At 66.9% G+C, this 18,232-nt stretch carries 14 protein-coding genes; 5 read left to right on the forward strand and 9 right to left on the reverse strand.

Translation table 11 applies throughout. From position 1 onward, the window contains the following. The first annotated feature begins 227 nt into the window (after positions 1-227). Complete coding sequence (locus SMD14_RS05750; protein ID WP_321215665.1) at positions 228-3,197, forward strand: BTAD domain-containing putative transcriptional regulator; 2,970 nt, start codon at positions 228-230, stop codon at positions 3,195-3,197. Positions 3,198-3,233: 36 nt separating this feature from the next. Here the strand turns inward: SMD14_RS05750 and SMD14_RS05755 are convergent, their stop codons facing one another. Both SMD14_RS05755 and SMD14_RS05760 read right to left on the reverse strand, forming a co-directional pair. Continuing rightward, positions 3,234-3,455, reverse strand: a complete 222-nt coding sequence (locus tag SMD14_RS05755; protein ID WP_321215666.1) for a hypothetical protein — start codon at positions 3,453-3,455, stop codon at positions 3,234-3,236. A 39-nt stretch (positions 3,456-3,494) separates the two neighbouring features. After that, positions 3,495-4,046, reverse strand: a complete 552-nt coding sequence (locus SMD14_RS05760; protein ID WP_321215667.1) for a dihydrofolate reductase family protein — start codon at positions 4,044-4,046, stop codon at positions 3,495-3,497. 209 nt (positions 4,047-4,255) lie between these two features. Between SMD14_RS05760 and SMD14_RS05765 the strand changes: the two genes are divergently transcribed. Next, on the forward strand, positions 4,256-4,696 hold the full coding sequence (locus tag SMD14_RS05765; protein WP_321215668.1) for a hypothetical protein: 441 nt from the start codon (positions 4,256-4,258) through the stop codon (positions 4,694-4,696). Here SMD14_RS05765 and SMD14_RS05770 read toward each other — a convergent pair. The 4 genes from SMD14_RS05770 to SMD14_RS05785 all read right to left on the reverse strand — a co-directional run bounded on the left by SMD14_RS05770 (position 4,693) and on the right by SMD14_RS05785 (position 11,399). Next, on the reverse strand, positions 4,693-5,610 hold the full coding sequence (locus SMD14_RS05770) for a diguanylate cyclase (protein WP_321215669.1): 918 nt from the start codon (positions 5,608-5,610) through the stop codon (positions 4,693-4,695). The two genes, SMD14_RS05765 and SMD14_RS05770, sit on opposite strands and share 4 nt — an antisense overlap. Next, positions 5,607-8,660: a response regulator gene (locus SMD14_RS05775; RefSeq protein ID WP_321215670.1), complete on the reverse strand. Its 3,054-nt coding sequence runs from the start codon at positions 8,658-8,660 to the stop codon at positions 5,607-5,609. Before SMD14_RS05775 ends, SMD14_RS05770 begins: the two co-directional genes overlap by 4 nt. 144 nt (positions 8,661-8,804) lie before the next feature. Further along, positions 8,805-10,946 carry an EAL domain-containing protein gene (locus SMD14_RS05780; RefSeq protein WP_321215671.1) on the reverse strand — a complete coding sequence of 714 codons (2,142 nt, stop codon included), beginning with the start codon at positions 10,944-10,946 and terminating at the stop codon, positions 8,805-8,807. Between the two features lie 183 nt (positions 10,947-11,129). After that, positions 11,130-11,399, reverse strand: a complete 270-nt coding sequence (locus SMD14_RS05785) for a GlsB/YeaQ/YmgE family stress response membrane protein (RefSeq protein ID WP_104997136.1) — start codon at positions 11,397-11,399, stop codon at positions 11,130-11,132. A 165-nt stretch (positions 11,400-11,564) separates the two neighbouring features. Here SMD14_RS05785 and SMD14_RS05790 point away from each other — a divergent pair, with 165 nt between their 5' ends. Continuing rightward, on the forward strand, positions 11,565-12,431 hold the full coding sequence (locus SMD14_RS05790; protein WP_321215672.1) for an HAD family hydrolase: 867 nt from the start codon (positions 11,565-11,567) through the stop codon (positions 12,429-12,431). Here the strand turns inward: SMD14_RS05790 and SMD14_RS05795 are convergent. Continuing rightward, positions 12,428-13,807, reverse strand: coding sequence for a UDP-glucose/GDP-mannose dehydrogenase family protein (locus tag SMD14_RS05795; RefSeq protein WP_321215673.1), 1,380 nt, complete (start codon positions 13,805-13,807; stop codon positions 12,428-12,430). The genes SMD14_RS05790 and SMD14_RS05795 overlap by 4 nt on opposite strands. Further along, entirely contained in the window at positions 13,804-14,961 is a 1,158-nt protein-coding gene (locus SMD14_RS05800; protein WP_321215674.1) for a glycosyltransferase family 1 protein, read from the reverse strand. The genes SMD14_RS05795 and SMD14_RS05800 overlap by 4 nt, the downstream gene beginning before the upstream one ends. Positions 14,962-15,220: 259 nt before the next feature. Between SMD14_RS05800 and SMD14_RS05805 the strand changes: the two genes are divergently transcribed. Then, on the forward strand, positions 15,221-16,057 hold the full coding sequence (locus SMD14_RS05805) for a PRC and DUF2382 domain-containing protein (protein WP_321215675.1): 837 nt from the start codon (positions 15,221-15,223) through the stop codon (positions 16,055-16,057). Between the two features lie 241 nt (positions 16,058-16,298). Here the strand turns inward: SMD14_RS05805 and SMD14_RS05810 are convergent, their stop codons facing one another. Continuing rightward, positions 16,299-16,757: a DUF4383 domain-containing protein gene (locus tag SMD14_RS05810; RefSeq protein ID WP_321215676.1), complete on the reverse strand. Its 459-nt coding sequence runs from the start codon at positions 16,755-16,757 to the stop codon at positions 16,299-16,301. 155 nt (positions 16,758-16,912) lie between these two features. Here SMD14_RS05810 and SMD14_RS05815 point away from each other — a divergent pair, with 155 nt between their 5' ends. Beyond that, a complete protein-coding gene (locus SMD14_RS05815; protein ID WP_321215677.1) occupies positions 16,913-18,226 on the forward strand; it encodes a DUF6350 family protein in 1,314 nt (437 codons plus the stop codon). Positions 18,227-18,232: the final 6 nt, after the last annotated feature.

The raw sequence follows: 18,232 nt of genomic DNA on the forward strand, positions 1-18,232 counted from the left end.
TTCAGGTGTACCGGATCGTGCAAGTACAGGCTGACTCCGGGCGCTTAAGGGAGCCTTAATCACGGCGCAAGCTATGGACCCTCCGCGTGCCCGGGAGCATGATGGGGTTGATGCAGTTCCCCAGGGGGCTCATCATGTGGCATGGCGGGCGCTAGGGGCCGCTGGTCGAGGAGTCCACAGGATCGGGAGTGTCCCGCTTCCGTGGCCGGTCAGTAGGGGGCTTGCCGATGAGCGCTTTGTGGATCAGGGCCCTGGGTCCGTTGCAGGTGATTGCCGACGGCGTCCAGGTTCCCGTCAGCAGCCGCAACCTCCGTATTGTCCTCGAATGCCTGGCACTGCGCGCAAACTCGGTAGTGGCAGCTGACTTTTTGGCTGAAGCTTTGTGGGAAGGCCATCCGCCGGCGCATCCCGGACCGCAACTCCAGGTCTACGTGGCGAACCTGAGGAACTTGCTGGAGCCTAACCGCCCCAAGGGGGTTGCCTCGCGCCGCCTGGCCAGCAGGCCCGGCGGCTACCTCCTGGCTGTTGCCGACGACGAACTCGACCTGCTGCAGTTCCGCGCGCACCTTGCCGCCGGCGAGCATGAGGTGGGAGCGGGACAACTTGCCGGCGGCGCGGTCCGCCTGCGCCAGGCCCTGGACCTGTTCGAGTGCCCTGCGTTTCCTGACCTGGCCGACATTGAGCTGCTGGTCCCGGACCTGGAAGAGGTGGAGGAGGCCCGGCTGGACACGTGCCAGGACCTCTTCGACGTGGAACTGGCCCTGGGCCGCCATGCCAACGTGGTGGGGGAGCTCCAGCGGCTAGTATCGCAGCATCCGTTCCGGGAACGCCTGTGGGCGTCGCTGGTGCTCGCCTTGTACCGCTCCGACCGGCAGGCAGACGCACTGGCCGCATGCCGGACGGCGCGGAAAACCTTTGCGGCGGAGCTGGGCATTGATCCCGGCGTGCGCCTGCAGGAGCTCGAATCCCAGGTGCTGCGGCAGGATACCTCCCTTGCGCCGCCCACCGCCAACGAAAACCGCCGCCGCACCAGGCAGCGCCTAGACAACCTGCCTGCCGCACTCACCCCCATGGTGGGCCGGGATGCTGAACTGGGGGAGGTTTGCTCGCTCTACCGCTCCGAGGGGTGCCGGCTTGTCACCGTCACGGGGGCGGGCGGGGCAGGGAAGACCCGCCTCGCCATGGCGGCTGCCAGCCGCCTGGGCGAGCACATGGCTGACGGCGCGGGCTGGGTCAACCTGTCCCCGCTCACCCAGGCTGAGCAGGTTCCGGGTGCCATCACGGCGGCACTCGGACTGGAGGCTCCAGCCGGCGAAGACCCGTTGAAAATCGCATCCCGGTTTCTCCAAGCCCGAACCCTGCTCCTGGTCCTGGACAACTTCGAGCATCTGGAAGGCGCATGGCCGGTGGTGCTGGACCTGCTCACCGCAGCTCCCGAACTCCGGATCCTTACCACCAGCCGGAGGCGGCTGGGGTTGCGTCCCGAGTACGAGTTTGAGCTTGAGCCGCTTGAACTGCCGCCCCTCGACCCGCCCCTGCCGCCGGCGCAGCTGCGGGAGGTGCCCGCAATAAAGCTGCTCCTGAGCCGGGGCAGGGCCGTCCGCCCGCATTTCACCGTGGATCCCGGAAACGCGCTGGTGTTAACACGCCTGTGCCACCGGCTGGACGGCCTGCCCTTGGCCATCGAACTGGCGGCGGCCCAGCTGCGGCAGCTCAGCGAACACGATCTCCTCGCCGACCTGGAGGTCAGCCTGGCTGCGTTGCCGGCCAGTTTCCAGGATCTTCCGGACCGGCAGCGGACCCTCACAGCCACGATGGAGTGGAGTTATCAACTACTGGCGGATGCGGAACGCGTGCTTTTGTGCCAACTCGGTGTTTTCGCCAGCGATCCAACCCTGGCCGCGATCGACGCTGTGCGCGGCCCCGTCCCCTCCGATGCGCCATCCACGCAGGAACTGCTGTCCGCGCTCGCGGACCAGAGCCTGCTGCGGCGCTACACGGACAGGTCAGGACGGCGGCGTGTGTCCCTGCTGCAGTCCATCCGCGAGTTTGCCCGCGACCGGCTGGCGCTGCTTCCCGCAGAGCCTGAAGTGCGGCGCCGGCACGCCGAGCACTACGTTGCCTTGGCCGAGGCCGTATGCCCGCGGTTGTGGGGCCGGGACCAGGTGGACGCTTTCCGGACGCTGCACTCCGATGCGCTCGACCTCCGTGCGGCACTGCTGTGGGCGGCAGCACCGCATGGTTCAACGGAACTGGCCTTTCGCCTTGTGGGTCAGCTCTGGCACTACTGGGAGCTCACCGGAGACTTTGCCGAACAGCAGCGGACTGCAGTTGCGCTGGTAGAGGCAGTGCCGGATGCTCCACCGGAGCTTCGAGGCCCGGCGCTAAGCGGGGCCGCTACCTTGAGCTGGGCTTTGGGATGCTATGCCAAGGCGGCCACTCTTCATGGCTTGGCGCTGAACGCGTTCCGCGAGACCGCAAACGCTTCTGCCAGCGCCTGGACGACCATGTGCCTTGCCGTACAGTCTGCATACCTTGGAGACAGTGTCGCCGCAGAGCGGCTTGCTGCGGACGCGTTGTCCTCTCCATCTGCCAGCCACCGCACCCGACTGTACGCACTAATTCTCCTGTCCCGCATGGCCTTCTACGCTGGCGAGCGGGCGCGGGCACTGGAGTTGTCCCGGCAGTGCGTAGAGCTCGGCCGGCCACTCAGTGACCGGTCGCTGCTGGGTGTGGTGCTCATCAATCTTGCGGACTGCAACGAACAGGAAGGCGACTACGAGGCAGCGGAACGGCTTCTGCTGGAGGCTGTCAACGCGTCGCTGGAACTTGGTGCCCACGGCAACCTCGTTGCATTTCTTGAATCATTGGCCGGAGTTTATGCCCGGCAGAACCGCCTGGAGTTCGCCATCAGGTTGCTTGCGGCAGCTGACGCTTACCGTACGGATCACGTACGGCCCCTGGACGCGGAGGAAGGGAAACGCGTAGCAGCCATCATTGCAAGAGTCCGGGCGGAAGCCGGCCCAATCCGCTTCGGCCTTGCCTGGGCTGGCGGAAGAAGCCTCACCATAACGCAGGCGGTCAACGAGGTGCTGCAGGGCGCACACCACACCGGAGTCCCACCGGGCGCTGGCCACCCAGCAGACCGGTATCCGTCAACCCCGGAGAGCGTCGTGGACCCGGCCCCGTGGTCCTGACTCATGGTCCTGGCGCCGGTGTCGTAACCAGTCGGGTCAGTCCTTCGTGTCCTCGGTGCCCTCTTCCTCCGCGTGTGCCGCCTTCTCCCGGGCCTCCTGCTGGTGCTGCTCAAGTTTCGCTTCGGCATCCCTGCGCCGGTAGCCGATGGACCGGGCCTGTTCAGGGGTGGGATGCCGGTGCTCCCGTTCCCAGCTGTGGTCGTTGACGCCGGTACCGGGGACTACCTCGTCATCAGGATTGTTGGCTTCTTCATCCATATTCAAACCCTTTCACAGTCCCGGTGCGGATAGTAGGGCCTACGCCCCGAGCCGCCCGTAGGTGCTGATCACGTTGCCTTTGCTGGTCCGGGACGCGTCCTGCAGTACCAGCCGGGTGGCGGGGTCGCCGTCCTGGAACAGGCGCCGGCCGGTTCCCGCGATCACCGGGTGGGTCATGAGGGTCAGCGAGTCCAGCAGCCCGGCGAACAGCAGCTGACGGGTCACCGAAATGCTGCCGCACACGGCCATCTCGCCGCCGTCGCGCTCCTTCAACCCCGCCACGAACTCCTCCAGCGGCGCGTCCATCAGCTGCGAGTTCTGCCATTCCAGCGGCGCCGCCAGCGTCCGGGACGCCACGAACTTCTCCACCGGGTTGATGAACGCGGCGAAGTCCTCGTCCACGGACGCGTTTGGCCAGTAGGCGGCCCACTCCTGGTAGCTGACCCGGCCCAGCACCACCGTCTCCACTGTTTCCATCATGGTGGTCAGGCCGGCTCCCAGCTCGTCGTCGAAGCTGTCGAACTGGAACTTGTACGGATCGGAGACCACCCCGTCCACTGAGTGGAACAAGCCGGCAGTGACTTTGCGCATGGGGACCTCCAGAGTGGCTTTCGAGTGGACAGGCACCACGCTAGTGCGCCCTCCCGCCACGCGGAAGATCCCTGCTGGAATGCACGACGCCGGCCGCTCCAGTTACGTTCGTCACTCGCCGCGGCGTCTTGCGCGGTTTCGCCGATTCCGGGCCCCATACTTGTGGTGAGCGGCCGTTGCCGCGCCCCCGGCCAGGCAGGAGGAAGTGCATGGAAACCCTGAAAAAAATCGTGACCAACCAGTATTTCCCGGCCGGTGCAGTCCTTACTGCCGTCCTGCTCTTCTGGGCCGTGGGACTCTTGGGCGGGCTGTCCCTCCTGAACAACAACCAGCCGCCGCTGACAACGCTCACCTGGATGCTGTTTGTCTACATGGCTGCGGTGCTCACCCCTCTCGCCGGCGCAGTGGCCGCCGTCGACCTGGTCCGGCGCTGGCGGCGCAACCGCACAACTGAAGCATCGGGCGCAGCTGAAGCATCGGGCGCCATTGAAGCTGCGCCGGCATCGGAGCCGGATGTTCCAGCCGAAGAAGGATCTGCCGCCCAGCCCGTGCCGGTTCAGGACCAGCCGGTTCAGGACCAGCCGGGACAGCAGCGCCCAATACAGCAGACGCCGGTCCAGCAGAAGCCTGGCTCCAAGAAAGCTGCCTAGCCGGATTGCCGGGCCAGTTCCACCCGGTTACGCCCCCGGGCTTTGGCCGCATACAGGGCCGCATCGGCCTCGCCCAGGAGGGTAACCGCATCCACCCGGTGCTCTGCCGTGAACGCGGAGATCCCCGCACTGAGCCGCAGTTGGCCGGACGGATCGCCGGCGTGCTCGATCGCCAGGTTCCGAACAGCATCCAGTGCCCGCTCCATGAGTGCCTTCGCGCCGGATACCGACTGCTTGGGCAGGACCAGCAGGAACTCCTCCCCGCCGAAGCGGTACACGCCGTCGCTCTTGCGAACGGAGCCGAGCAGCGCTTCCGCCACCGCCCGCAGGGCCTGGTCTCCTGCAGGGTGGCCGTACAGGTCGTTATAGGTCTTGAAGTTGTCCACATCGCACATGGCCAGGCTGTACCTTTCCCCGTACCGAACGCTCCACTGGTGGAGCTGTTCCAGATCCTCCGAGAGCTTCAGCCGGTTGTGCAGGCCTGTCAGCGGATCTGTGCGCGCCTGCCGGGCAAGGACCCTGCGGTAATGCGCCAGGTCCGCATGGAGGGTGGTGACGCGCAGCGCCACCAGCAGCCGGGCCTGCAGCACAAAAGGGTCCAACGGCTTGGTGACGTAATCGTCTGCCCCGGCCTTGAGCCCGGCCAGGATGTCCTCGCGGGACCCCTGCGACGTCAGCAGGACGACGTAGGTGTAAAGGTCCTCCTCGCGCTCTCGGATGGCCCGGCACAAGGCCAACCCGTCCATTCCAGGCATCACCCTGTCCGTTACCACCACATCGGGTTGGTGCTCCAGGTACAGGGCCCAGGCCTGGTCGCCGTCGGCGGCTGCCAGGCAGTCATGCCCGGAACGCTCGACGGCGGCCCTTGCCACCATCAGCGATCCCGGATCGTCGTCAGCCACCAGCACCTTCACGTTGCCGCCTTCAACGCCGCGTCCAGTCCTGCGTCCAGCAGCCGCAGTTCCGCCTCGAGACGGCGGATCAGTACCGGGCCGTCTCCGTCCCTTCCGCTGCGACCTATCCGTTCGAGTTCTGCACAGGTCCCTGCTACTTGTGCCGCCCCGATATTGGCAGCCGCCCCCTTCAGCGCGTGAGCCGCACTGGCAAGTGCGGGCCCGTCGCCGTCGGTTACTGCTGCGTTCAGAGCCGCGAGGCGTCCGGGGACCGCCCGCCTGAACGCGGCCGCCGCCTCGGGCAGCAGGCCCAGGCCGTCGCCGGGCCCCAGGTCCCGCAGGATGGCAAGCCTGTCCTGGTCCAGGACCGGAGTGGCTTCGGGGGCGGCAGGAGCCCGGACCCCGGTGACGGCAAGCGGGTGCGGGGCAGGTTGGGGGACCGGCCGGGGCTCGGGTTCCGGAACCCAGCGTGCCAGCGTGGCTTCCAGCGCGGCGGCATCAACGGGCTTGGCGAGGTAGTCGTCCATACCGGCTGCCAGGCAGCGTTCCCGGTCGCCGTCCAGCGCCCCCGCCGTCATGGCAATGATCGGCAGGCGGGTATGGGTGCCCGCCCTGCCGCGGATCTGCCGCGTTGCCTCGAAACCGTCCATCACCGGCATGTGGCAGTCCATCAGCACGGCCGAGTACCTGGAATCCGCCGTGGCGCTGAGGGCCTCGGCGCCGTTGGACACCACGTCCACGGCATAGCCGAGTCCGCTGACCGTTGCGCGGGCCACTAGCTGGTTCACCTCGTTGTCCTCCACCACCAGGATGCGTCCCTTCGACGGCCCGTCCGCCACCGGCGCCGGCTGTGCTGAACCGGCGGCCGGAACGGAAGGCTCGTGCGTAGACATGAGCCGGACCAGCCGGTTGTAGAACTCGGAGCTCCGGACCGGCTTCATGAGCCATTCGCGCACCCCGGCATCCGTGATCTCGGCCGCGTTGACCTGCATGGTGGACGTGAGCACAATCAATTCGATGTCCGCCAGTCCGGGTTCGGCCTTCAGGCGCCGCGCCAGCGCCAGCCCGTCCATGCCCGGCATGCACAAGTCCAGGACCGCCAGGTGGAACGGGTTCCCGGCGGTGTGCGCCTCGCGGGCACGCACCAAGGCTGAGGCCGCATCGGGGAATACTTCCGGTTGCAGCAGCCAGCCGCGCAACTGGGATTCGAGGACCAGCCTGTTGGTGGCGTTGTCATCCACCACCAAAACCCGAAGGCCGCTCAGGAAGCCGGCCGCCGGAACCGGGTCCGTGGACGGCGGCGCCACTGGCAAGGGCAGCCGGAACCGGAAGGTGCTGCCCTTCCCCGGAGCGCTCTCCACGGCAATTTCGCCATCCATCGCATCGGCCAGGCGGCGGCAGATGGCAAGGCCCAGCCCGGTACCGCCGTATCTCCGGGTGGTGGAGGCATCGGCCTGGGAGAACGACTGGAAAAGCCTGCGGTGCTGGGAAGGGTGGATCCCGATGCCGGTGTCACGCACTTCGAAGCACGCCATGGCGGTGCTTCCGGGTGCCGCTCCGGGGTTCTCCGTTGTGACTCTGATGGACACCTCGCCCGACGCCGTGAATTTCACCGCGTTGGAGGCAAGATTAAGGAGGACCTGCCGGATCCGGCCGGAGTCACCCACCAGCCGTACCGGGACGTCCGGCTCGCAGTAGGCGATCAGCTCCAGGCTCTTGGCCTGTGCCGGTTCCGCCAGGAGCCCGGCCACCTCCTCCACCAACGTGCGCGGATCAAAGGGACGCGACTCCAGGTCAACCTTGCCGGCCTCCAGCTTGGAGAAATCGAGGATGTCATTGATCAGGGCCAGCAATGCCTCACCCGCGCTCTTGACGCCTTCCGCGTACTGCTTCTGGGTCTGGTCCAGCGGGGTCTCCAGCAACAGGGCTGTAAGGCCCACCACGCCGTTCATGGGGGTACGGATTTCATGGCTCATGGTGGCCAGGAACTCCGACTTCAGGCGGCTGGACTCCATCGCTGCCTCCCGGGCCGCTTCGAGCTCCTTTGTGCGGACGGCCACCTCGTCCTCCAGCCGCGTGGTGAGGGTGATGTTCTCAAAAATGATCAGCACCTGCCGGACCAGGACAAACACCAGCACGGCAGCGCCCACCACCAGCAGGAACGGCTCGAGTTCGTCCATGTGGGGCTCCGCGAACAGCACCACCGCCATGAGGAGCGGGACGTACGGCAGCAACTCCAGGGCGAGGGTGTAGCCAGTCCGGTCCGTCCCCGCGCTTTCCTCGTACGGTGCCAGCGGGGCAAGGGCGATCAGGAGGAAGGCGATGATCCATCCCAGGGCGAGGGGCGACCCGGTGGTGCCGGTAACGCCGTCGAACGTCATCCGCACGTAGATGCTGTCCGTCACGGCCAGTACCAGCAGGCCGCTCCCCAGGAACAGCCAGGGCCGCCGCTCGCCCGGCTGGCGACGCATGGCAAGGACCAGCACCAGGGACGTAATCACCAGGTCCGCCACGGGGTAGGCCATCCCGATGAGCCGCGCCAGCGGATCGCCCTCGGCCTCGAAGGCCTGCCCAAGCACCATGTACCAGCTGACCACCAGGACGGAACCGGCAATCACCGCAGCGTCCATGACCGCCCGGTACAGCGCCACCGCGTGGTTGCCGCTGCGCCGCCTGAAGGCAAAAAGAGCCGCGACTGCGGGCACCGAGTAACCGATGAACAGGGCATCCGCCAGGGAGGGGAACGGATATACGTGGTTGTTCGCGAGGCCGTAGAAGGCGTAAAGGGCCATTCCGGCGGCCCACAAAAAGGCCGCGACAGCCATGAAGGTCCAGGCCCTGGCATTGACGCCCCGGCGCAGCGCGGCGCGGGTGCAGCTTGCTCCGGCAAGCAGGGAAGCTGCGAGGATCAGGAAGTCACCGGTCACGAGGGCGGCCGGAGATCCGCTGTTCACGGCAAGGAACAGCCCGAGCGCAGCCAAGGCTGCGGCCGTGCACAGCGCCGGCCATTTTAGCGGCGCCATGCTGCTGCCGCCGGCGGACCGCCGCTGCGGGAGACCAGTCTGAGACACGCGGAACCTCCCCCTGTGTGCGCCCGTACTCCGAAGGCCTTTACCCCTGAAAAAACCGAGACCGGAGCCCGCCCGAGACCTGGGCGGGAGACGCCCTCCCATGCTATCCCCTCAGGGCGGAAGGCGCTCCTGTCCGGGGTCTCGCTACCGCCCCTTGAGGGCATTGAGGGCTTCCTCCGCGTGCTGCAGCGCCTGCTCCAGCCGCGGGCCGGGCTGCGGCAGCGAGAACAGGTACCCCTGGAGCGTGTCGCATTCCAGTGCCGTGAGGTAGTCCGCCTGCGCTGCCGTTTCCACACCTTCCGCGGTGACAGTCAGGCCAAGGCTGTGGGCCATGTTGATCATTGAGCTGAGGATGGGAAGCCGCTCATTGCCGGTATGCACCATGGACACGAACGTCCTGTCGATCTTCACAGTGTCCACCGGCAGGTCCTGAAGCCTGCCCAGCGAGGAATAGCCGGTGCCGAAGTCGTCCAGGGCAACCCTTGCGCCCGCGTCCCGCAGGGTGCTGAGCTGTTTGATCAGGGTGCAGTCAGCGTCGAAGAACACGCTCTCGGTGACCTCCAGGACGAGCTGGTAGGCGGCAACGCCCTTGGCCTCCGCGAGCCCCAGGACCGTCTGCGCGAAATCCGGGTCCTGGAGCTGGACGCCGGAGACGTTCACGGCGAGCGACCGGGACGGGTCCCGGCTCAGCCAGGGTGCCAGCTCCGCCATGCCCCGTGCCATCACTTCGGCACCGATCTCGTTAATCAGTCCCGTGCGTTCCGCCAGCGGGATGAAGACCGACGGCGGGACGCGGGTGCCGTCGCAGTCCCACCTCGCCAGCGCCTCAAACGTGACCACCTGGTCCATGCGGTGGGAAACGATGGGCTGGAAATCCACCGAGATCTCGCTCCGGGCTACGGCGAGCTGCAGCCCGCCCTCCATGTAGGTCCTTTGCACCAGGGCCGTCATCATGTCCGGGTGGAAGCGCAGGAATCGGTTCTTGCCTGCGGCTTTCGCCGCGTACATGGCGATGTCGGCCTGGCGCAGGAGCTCGGAGGCGCCCACATTGTCCCGGGCCATTGAGGCGAGCCCCAGGCTGAGACTGGGCCGCAGGACCGTGCCCTGGATGGTGACCGGGACGTTCAGGCACCGGACAATGCATTCGGCAATGGCATCGGCGTCCGGGCAGGCTGTCAGGAGGACCACGAATTCGTCACCGCCCAGCCGGGCTACGACGTCGGCAGTCGGGGCGCAGCCGCGGAGCCTGCGGGACACCTCGATGAGCATCTCGTCGCCGGCCTGATGCCCCAGGATGTCATTGACTTCCTTGAAGTCGTCCAGGTCCAGGAGCAGGACGTCCACTGTCTTCAGCCGGGGCTCCTCCACGGAACCGGCCAGTGCATCATTGAACACCGCCCTGTTGGCCAGTCCCGTGAGGGGGTCCTGGAACGCCATCGTGCGCAGTTTCTCGGCCTGGGCCGCCAGATCCACCATGGCCTGATGAGCCTGCTCCTGGGCCTTCCGCCGCGGCGTCACATCCCGGAAGCTCCACACCCGGCCGACCACGTCATTGCCCACCCGCTGGGGCCGCGAATACCGTTCGAAGGTCCGGCCGTCCGTCAGGTCCACCACATCATGGCTCTCCGCCGAGGGGCTGTCCGCCAGCTCTGCGAGCCGGGCAGTGAAGGCAACCGGATCCGCGATCTGGGCCATGACCAGCTCCATCACCGGTTCCTCGCTGTCGCCCGCCATAAGCTCCGGCGGGATACCCCACATGGAGAGGAACTGGTCGTTGAAACCGGCCACGTGGCCGGCGGAGCTCATCACCAGGATGCCGTCCGCGGTTGACTCCAGCGTGGCGGTCAGCAGGGACATCGCCTCCCGCAGGTCCGCATCCGCGTCCTGGCGGTGGGAAGTACCCCGGACGGACAGCAGCAGTAGCGGCACGGCGGGAACGACGTCGTCGGATCCCGGCACCAGGGAACCCGCTGCTTCAGCGGGGAACTCCGTTCCATCCCTGCGCACGCCGTAGATTTCGCGCGGCGGGAGGTGCTCCCGGGGCCCGGCAAGGAGCCTGGCGAGAAGCTGCGCCACCTCGCCGCGGAAGCCCTCGGCCAGGAGCGTCCGGTGGTCCCGCCCGGCCAGGTCCCCGCTGGCGTACCCGAACATCCTCCCGGCGGCGGCGTTGGCCATAGTGATGCTCCCGTCGGCCGCAATGGCCAGGAGAGCGTCCGGGCTGGCGTCCAGGACCGTGCCGAACATCAGTCCTGCCGGATTTTTTCTGTGGCTCCAGTCATCAGTCATTGCGCCACCCCCCTCGCACATCATAAAGCGCGAATGCTGAATTGGTGGCGGAACAGCAGGAATCGGTTACAGGCCGGCCGGCGCCCTGTGTGCGGCCCGGTTGCCGGGTTCCCCGGGAACGCAAATAGCGCCGCCCCCTCGGAGGGGCGGCGCTATTTTCTTGTTGAGGAATATGTGGGGTTGCTACACCCGGCGGCCGCTGCGGTTGGCAACCGCACCGTAAACCAGGAGCACGATGACTGAACCAAGAATTGCCAGCAGCCAAGTGCGGAGGTCGAAGAATTCAGCCAGTCCGCCGCCGAAAATCAGCGAGCCGATCCAGCCGCCCAAAAGGGCGCCGACAACGCCGAGGACCAGGGTGACCACCCAGCCTCCGCCTTGGCGGCCAGGCAAGATGGCCTTTGCGATGGCGCCGGCGATCAGGCCCAAAATGAGAAATCCGAGAATACCCATGTTGCCACTCCTTAATCGGTAAGTTGTGCCGGGCCCCCATTTCCGGTTCCATAATTCAATCAGTGTGCTTACTGCTCTGCAAGGGTTTGATTGTCACGGGATGACTGTCAGTTTTCCTGTATCGATAGGATTGGGTGACCCCGCCATCTACCAAGGAGCTCCCGCATGTGCAGCCAGCAGACCGTCCGGCCGCGTGCCGTGTTCCTCGATATCGACGGCACTTACGCAGACCATGGGCTCGCTCCGGACGCCCATGTGGAGGCAGTCCGCACCGCACGCCGGCTGGGACACCTCGTCTTTGTGTGCACCGGCCGGCCGCTGGCCATGGTCCCCGCCCACATCCTTGAAGCTGGTTTTGACGGGACCATCACCGGCGCCGGCGCCAGGGTGGAGCTGGACGGCCAGGTCCTCAAGGACACGCGCTTCGACCAGGACCTGGCCGGCCGCATCGTTGACGCCCTGGATGCCCATGACGTGGCCTACATCCTCGAAGCCCCGGAATCCCTTCACGGCCGCACGGGCGTGGACCGGCGGCTGAGGGAGGTGCTTGGGCCCATTTTTGCCGACCGCCCGCAGCATGACGGCGTCCTCGGGACCGATGTGGATCCCCTTGAAGACATCCTGGGACCCATGCAGTACAGCGACGACCTCCGCGCCGTCTCCTACGCCAAGATCTCCTGTTTCGATTCTGACGTGCCACTGAAGCAGCTGGTGGACCTGCTCGGTCCGCAGGTGGGGCTCATCCCCAGCTCCCTCTCCGCCCTGGGGGACCGTGCCGGGGAGATCTTCATGGCCGGGACCCACAAGGCGGTGGGCATCCAGGTGGTGGAGGAGCATCTGGGCCTTGACCGGGCGGACATCGTGGCTATCGGCGACAGCGCCAACGACATTGAAATGCTTGAATACGCCGGGGTGGGGATCGCCGTGGAAGGCGGGCACCCTGCCGTGCTGGCCGTTGCCGACCGGTTTACGGCCGGCCCGGCGGGCAACGGCGTGGCCCTCGCCTTCGCCGAGCTGGGCCTGCTGGACTAAACCCGGGGCAGGGCCCTCTCCACAGCCGGCACGTCGGCGCCCCTGGTGCCCAGGCCGCGCACCACCCAGCCGTGGGCCTGCCATTCCGCCGCGTCCAGCACGTTGCGCGCGTCCAGCACCACCCGCCGTCGTACGGCCGCACCCGCAGCCTCAGGGGACAGCCGCCTGTATTCATCCCACTCCGTGAGCAGCAGGACCAACTCGGCGCCTTCGAGCGCCCGCCCGGCGGCGGCCTCGAACCGCAGGCGCGGGTAGCGCCGCCAGGCGTGGTTCACCGCCTTGGGATCCGTGACCGTGACGTGCGCCCCGGCCGCGGCCAGCCGGTCGGCCACGTCCAGGGCGGGGGAGTCCCGGATGTCGTCGGTGTCCGGTTTGAAGGAAGCGCCCAGCACGGTGATGGAGCGGCCGGCAACGCTGCCGCCGCAGAGTTCGTCGGCCAGGCCGACCGTCCGTTCGCGCTGGCCCAGGTTGACCGAATCAACGAGGCGCATCCAGTCGTCCACGGCCGTGACCCCCAGGTCCGCGGCCTGCGCCCGGAAGCTGCGGATGTCTTTGGGCAGGCAGCCGCCCCCAAACCCGAGTCCGGCATGCAGGTACCGTCCGCCGATGCGCGGGTCCATCCCCATCGCCTCGCTGAGTTCCGCCACGTCCGCGCCCGAGGCGTCGCACAGTTCGGACACGGCATTGATGAAGCTGATTTTGGTGGCCAGGTAGGCGTTGGCGGCCGACTTGATGAGCTCTGCAGTGGCAAAGTTGCAGACCAAGCGCGGAATGCCTGCCCGGAGAAGCGGTTCGTAGACGGTGTCCAGGGCCGCTGTCTCCCCGAGCGGCGCGCCGGTGCCGCTGTGAAAGGCGGCTGCGCGCCCGCCGTCGACCCCGTAGACCAGCCGGTCCGGCACCAGCGAGTCCTTCACCGCGGTTCCCTGCCGGAGGAATTCCGGGTTCCAGGCGAGCAGCACGTCCGGCCGGGGTGCCAGTACGCCGCGGAGCATCTCCACCGTGCCTACGGGGACGGTGGATTTGCCGACGACGACGGCGCCCGCCGCCAGGTGCGGCAGCAGGGCTTCGGTGGCGGAGACCAGGAAGGTGAGGTCGGCGGCGTCGGACGTTTTGTCCTGCGGGGTGCCCACGCACAGGAAGTGCACTTGCGCGTCCTTCGCAGCGGCGGCGCTGGTGGAAAAGGTGAGCCTGCCGGTTTGCCGGCCGTCCCGCAGCAGTTCGTCCAGGCCCGGTTCGTGGAAGGGGGCGGCACCGCGCGCCAGCTGCTCCACTTTGCCGGGATCGACGTCAATCCCCACCACGGTGTGGCCCATGGAAGCGAGGGTGGCGGCATGCACGGCGCCCAGGTAACCGCAGCCAATCACGGAAATTTTCACAATGCTGCTCCTTCGGTGCTGCCAGAGCCCAGGGAAACCGGGACTCCGGCAATGGCGTCTTCGTAGTGGCGCACCAGTTCGGCGCAGAGGGCAGGCCAGGTCCTGTCCTGCACGGAGGCATGCGCCGCGGCGGCGAACGCGCGGCGTTTGGCGTCGTCGCCCATCAGGTCGAGAACTTGGCTCCGCATGGCGGACAGGTCGCCGGGCTCGTAGAGCCAGCCCGTCCGCGAGTTCTCCACCAGGTCCAGCGGGCCCCCGCGGCCGGTGGCCACCACCGGCACGCCCGATGCCATCGCCTCCTGGATGGTCTGGCAGAAGGTCTCGAACTCACCCGGGTGGACGAAGAGGTCGAAGGACGCCACGGCGCGTGCCAATTCTTCGCCCCCCAGGAACCCGGTGAAGACCGCGTCCGGTAAGGCCTCCTCCAGCGCCGCACGCTGCGGTCCGTCGCCCACGATGACCAGCCTGGTGTTGGGGACGCCGGCCAGAGCAGCGAGGTCCTCCACCTGCTTCTCCATCGCGAGCCTGCCCACGTAGCCGATGATCCGCCTGCCGCCGGGAGCCACCCCGGCCCGCCACCCGTCGTCGCGCTTTTCCGGTGAAAACCTGGCAGTGTCCACCCCGCGCCGCCACATCCGCACCCGTGGAATGCCGCGGCCGCGCAACTGGTTCAGCGCGAACGTTGACGGCACCAGGGTGCGGGAGGCGAGCAAATGGATGTTCTCCACCCGGTTCCACGCCCAGTTTTCCAGGAACGGAACCCCGTACCTTCCCGCGTAGCTGGGAACCTCGGTCTGGTAGATCGCCACGGTGGGGATGCCCAGCTGGTGGGCGGCCTGGACGGCACGCCAGCCCAGGATGAACGGCGAAGCCAGGTGGACGACGTCCGGTGCGTAATCGGCAAGGATTCGCTTGACCCGGTACACACCGCCCATCGCCACCCGGACGTTTGTGTAGCCGGCCAGCGGAACTGCCGGCAGCCGGTGGATCTCTGCGCCCTTGACGTGGTCCGGCGCTTGGGCGTCCTGCGCAGAGGGTGCGATGACCAGGACGTCGTCGCCCCGGTCCTGGAGATGGTCCAGCACCCTCAGGATGGAATGGGTGACCCCGTTCATCAGCGGCAGGAATGATTCAGCAACAATTGCGATCCTCACCCCTCCACGATGGGCTGGGGGCTTGAAATGGCGGGGGAGAAAGCGTTACCCGCAGGAGAAGGCTGGGTGAACAGGAACCGCCGTGTTTCGAAAAAATTACTAAGTAGGCTTCCCTTTTGATGCTAAGCATGCTTACGGTATGGGTGCAGCTAACGCGAAGCCTCAAGCAGTCGGGGCGGAGGCCGCGCCACGGGAACGCCGTGCCGGTGCATCCATTGGTTAGCTAAGCCCAGCGCAACGACACATCCAAGGAGACGTCATGCTCAACCGGGAAAACATTGAGAACCTGCTCACCAAGGGCGGCAACGTTATCGGCTCCGATGGCGAGAAGATCGGCTCCATCGGCCAGCTTTATGCGGACGACGACACCGGCGAGCCCACCTGGGTCACCGCCAAGACCGGCCTTTTTGGCACCTCCCAGTCCTTCGTGCCCGTCGAGGGTGCGCACAGCCAGGGCGACGACCTGGTGGTGCCCTACAGCAAGGAGCACGTCAAGGACGCCCCGCGGGTGGACGTGGACGGCCACCTCACCCCCGAGGAAGAGGACCGGCTCTACACATACTATGAGCGCGGCGCCCGGACCTACTCCGAGTCCCAAGACGATGTGGACCTGCAGGGCGACGCCGACCTGAACGCAGGCACTCCCACGGCAGGTATCGATTCGGACCGCCGCGCTGACCGGGGCACCGTGGGCCACGACACCTCAGGCCCCACCACGGATGACGCCATGACGCGCTCCGAGGAGCGGCTCCACGTCGGGACCGAGCGGGAAACCACGGGCCGGGCACGGCTGCGGAAATACGTCACCACGGAAAACGTCACCAAGACCGTTCCCGTGCAGCGTGAAGAAGTCCGGCTTGAACGCGAGCCCATCACAGATGCCAACAGGGGTTCGGCCCTCAGCGGACCGGACATCAGCGAGGAAGAGCATGAGGTGGTCCTGCATGAGGAACGCCCCGTGGTGCAGAAGGAAGCCGTTCCCGTCGAGCGGGTCCGCCTCGACAAGGACGTTGTCCACGACGACGTGACGGTCAATGAGGAAGTCCGCAAGGAGCACATCGACGCTGACGGTGTCGACCGGGACGGGCGCCGCTAGCGAGGCAGTGCGGAGGCTGAAGCGCCGCTGAACGGACCGGCGACGAGGCAACAGCACAGCGAACGACGCCGGGAGTCCTCCTTGGGGGCTCCCGGCGTCGTTTCTGCATGCCGACCTGGTTAAAACGCTGGTGCAGCCCCCGCTCAGGGCGGCGACTGCACCAGCCAGTAGGACGAATATCGTCAGAACTTAGGTTCTTCTTTCATTCGCGGCTCCTGTTTCCCGGCTTACGGATTCCGGGTTATGTCCTGCCGGCCTGGTTCCTCGAGAACAGCCAGCCGGCAACAATCATCACTGCGCCCAGTGCCAGGTGGGTCCAGTTGTCCAGCATGTTCAGCGAGAGGAAGTTCGCCGCTGAATCCACGCCGACAATCAGGCCGTAGACGGCAAGGACCATGTACAGTGCGCCTGCTCCCAGGAGGAAGTTCCGTGCCCCATGTTCGGTGCGGGACATTGCCCAGCCGGTAGCGCCGATGGCCAGCTGCACGATGTTAAGCAGCATGGATACTTGGAACAGTCCAAGGAACATGGCGTGTGACGCCGGTCCGAGGAACAACAGTTCGCTGTATTGGGTGGTGACGCCGGGGATGAACCCCAGGATACCCACCAGCATCAAAACAATTCCCACTCCCATGCCCGCGTTTTGGACGTCTGCCCGGCCAAAGTGAACGCCGTGTGCATGTGGGGATGCGGTAGTCATTTTCTCCTCCAATCCACTCGTTGTGGACAGTTAAATCTTACGGCGGACGCCTCTGAAAAGCGCCGGTGCGGGCGCACCTGAAGTTTCCTCATGATCAGGCGGTTGAGCCTGTCGTTCCCGGCCCGGGCGGGCTGGCCGTGACACCATGGGGCACGATGAAACTGCGTGCTGACCAGACCGGAGACCGTGGCCTTCCCATGCCCTTGTGGCTGCAGGGTGCCCTTGAAACGGCACAGGCAGCCGTCATTTCGGCACTGGTTGTGATCGCCCCGATCATCGCCGTCTGGGCAACCGCCGGTTTCCATGACAGTGCCTTCGATGTCCTGGCCCGACTGGCCGGGCAGTCCTGGCTGCTGGTCCACGGTGTGCCGCTGGGACTCACTGCCGCGGGTCCGAACGCCGCGGCCAACGGGAACTCCGGGGTCCTTTCGCTCATCCCGTTGGGCCTGACCCTGCTGCCGTTCCTGCTTGCCTGGCGGGCCGGCCGGCGCCTGGCCCGCGCCTCCTACACGGACCAGCTTTGGCAGGCCCTGCTCGGTTCATGGGTTGTCTACGCCGCCTTCGGCACAGCCACCGGCTTCGTCTGCCGCACGCCCGACGTCGCCATCAATCCCTGGCATGCCATGTTCATACCCCTTGTTCCCTATGCGCTCGGCATGGTGGTCGGCGCGCGGCGCGAGGCCGGTTCCTGGAGCCGGCTGATCGGCGTCGACGCAGTGGACTGGATCTCCCGCACCAGCCAGCATTCGCGGTGGGCCGGCTCCTACCTCGGTTCCGCCGCGAAGGCAGGGTTCGTCGCAGCTGTTTCGGCGCTTGCCCTGGCGGCGGTGCTGCTGGCCGTTGACCTGTTTATTCACTGGAACCTGGTGGTCGCCGTCTATGAAGCGCTCGACGCCGGTGCAGTCGGCGGTGCCGCCCTGACCATCGCGCAGCTTGGGTTCCTGCCCAACCTCGCGGTCTTTGCCCTGGCCTGGACATCCGGGGCAGGCTTTGCCATGGGCGCCGGTTCCCAGGTGGGCCCGCTGGGGACTGCCGTCGGACCGCTGCCTTCCATCCCGGTGCTGGCCGCCATTCCCTCCGGGCCCCTGGACTACGCCTTCGTGGCCCTGATCGTCCCGGTGCTGGCCGGGGTCCTGGCCGGCTGGTGGTTCCTGCGGGAGGGTGAAAACCATTTTGACGAGTGGCTGGCCATCAAGATCCGTGCGCGCTGGTTCACGGCCAGCCTTTCCACCCTGGTGCTCGGGGTGCTGACCGGAGTGGCCGCCGGGCTGCTGGCTTTCGGGCTGGCCTGGCTGGCCCGCGGGTCAGCCGGAATTGGACGCCTGACGGACATCGGGCCGGACCCGTTCTGGACGGGAGTCTGGCTGGCCGCGGAGGTGGGGGCCGGCGTCGTCATCGGTTACGCCGCCGGACCGTGGCTGGAACGTGAGCACGCCGCAAAGGAACGGGAAGAGGAGCTGGTTTCCTAGGCTGCC

The organism is Pseudarthrobacter oxydans (assembly GCF_034258515.1).
Classification (GTDB): Bacteria; Actinomycetota; Actinomycetes; order Actinomycetales; family Micrococcaceae; genus Arthrobacter.

What these genes read in the sequence shown, in the direction of transcription:
- SMD14_RS05750 (WP_321215665.1), top strand. Translation starts at nt 228, where the DNA reads ATGAGCGCTTTGTGGATCAGGGCCCTGGGTCCGTTGCAGGTGATTGCC.
- SMD14_RS05755 (WP_321215666.1), bottom strand. Translation starts at nt 3,455, where the DNA reads ATGGATGAAGAAGCCAACAATCCTGATGACGAGGTAGTCCCCGGTACC.
- SMD14_RS05760 (WP_321215667.1), bottom strand. Translation starts at nt 4,046, where the DNA reads ATGCGCAAAGTCACTGCCGGCTTGTTCCACTCAGTGGACGGGGTGGTC.
- SMD14_RS05765 (WP_321215668.1), top strand. Translation starts at nt 4,256, where the DNA reads ATGGAAACCCTGAAAAAAATCGTGACCAACCAGTATTTCCCGGCCGGT.
- SMD14_RS05780 (WP_321215671.1), bottom strand. Translation starts at nt 10,946, where the DNA reads ATGACTGATGACTGGAGCCACAGAAAAAATCCGGCAGGACTGATGTTC.
- SMD14_RS05785 (WP_104997136.1), bottom strand. Translation starts at nt 11,399, where the DNA reads ATGGGTATTCTCGGATTTCTCATTTTGGGCCTGATCGCCGGCGCCATC.
- SMD14_RS05790 (WP_321215672.1), top strand. Translation starts at nt 11,565, where the DNA reads ATGTGCAGCCAGCAGACCGTCCGGCCGCGTGCCGTGTTCCTCGATATC.
- SMD14_RS05805 (WP_321215675.1), top strand. Translation starts at nt 15,221, where the DNA reads ATGCTCAACCGGGAAAACATTGAGAACCTGCTCACCAAGGGCGGCAAC.
- SMD14_RS05810 (WP_321215676.1), bottom strand. Translation starts at nt 16,757, where the DNA reads ATGACTACCGCATCCCCACATGCACACGGCGTTCACTTTGGCCGGGCA.
- SMD14_RS05815 (WP_321215677.1), top strand. Translation starts at nt 16,913, where the DNA reads ATGAAACTGCGTGCTGACCAGACCGGAGACCGTGGCCTTCCCATGCCC.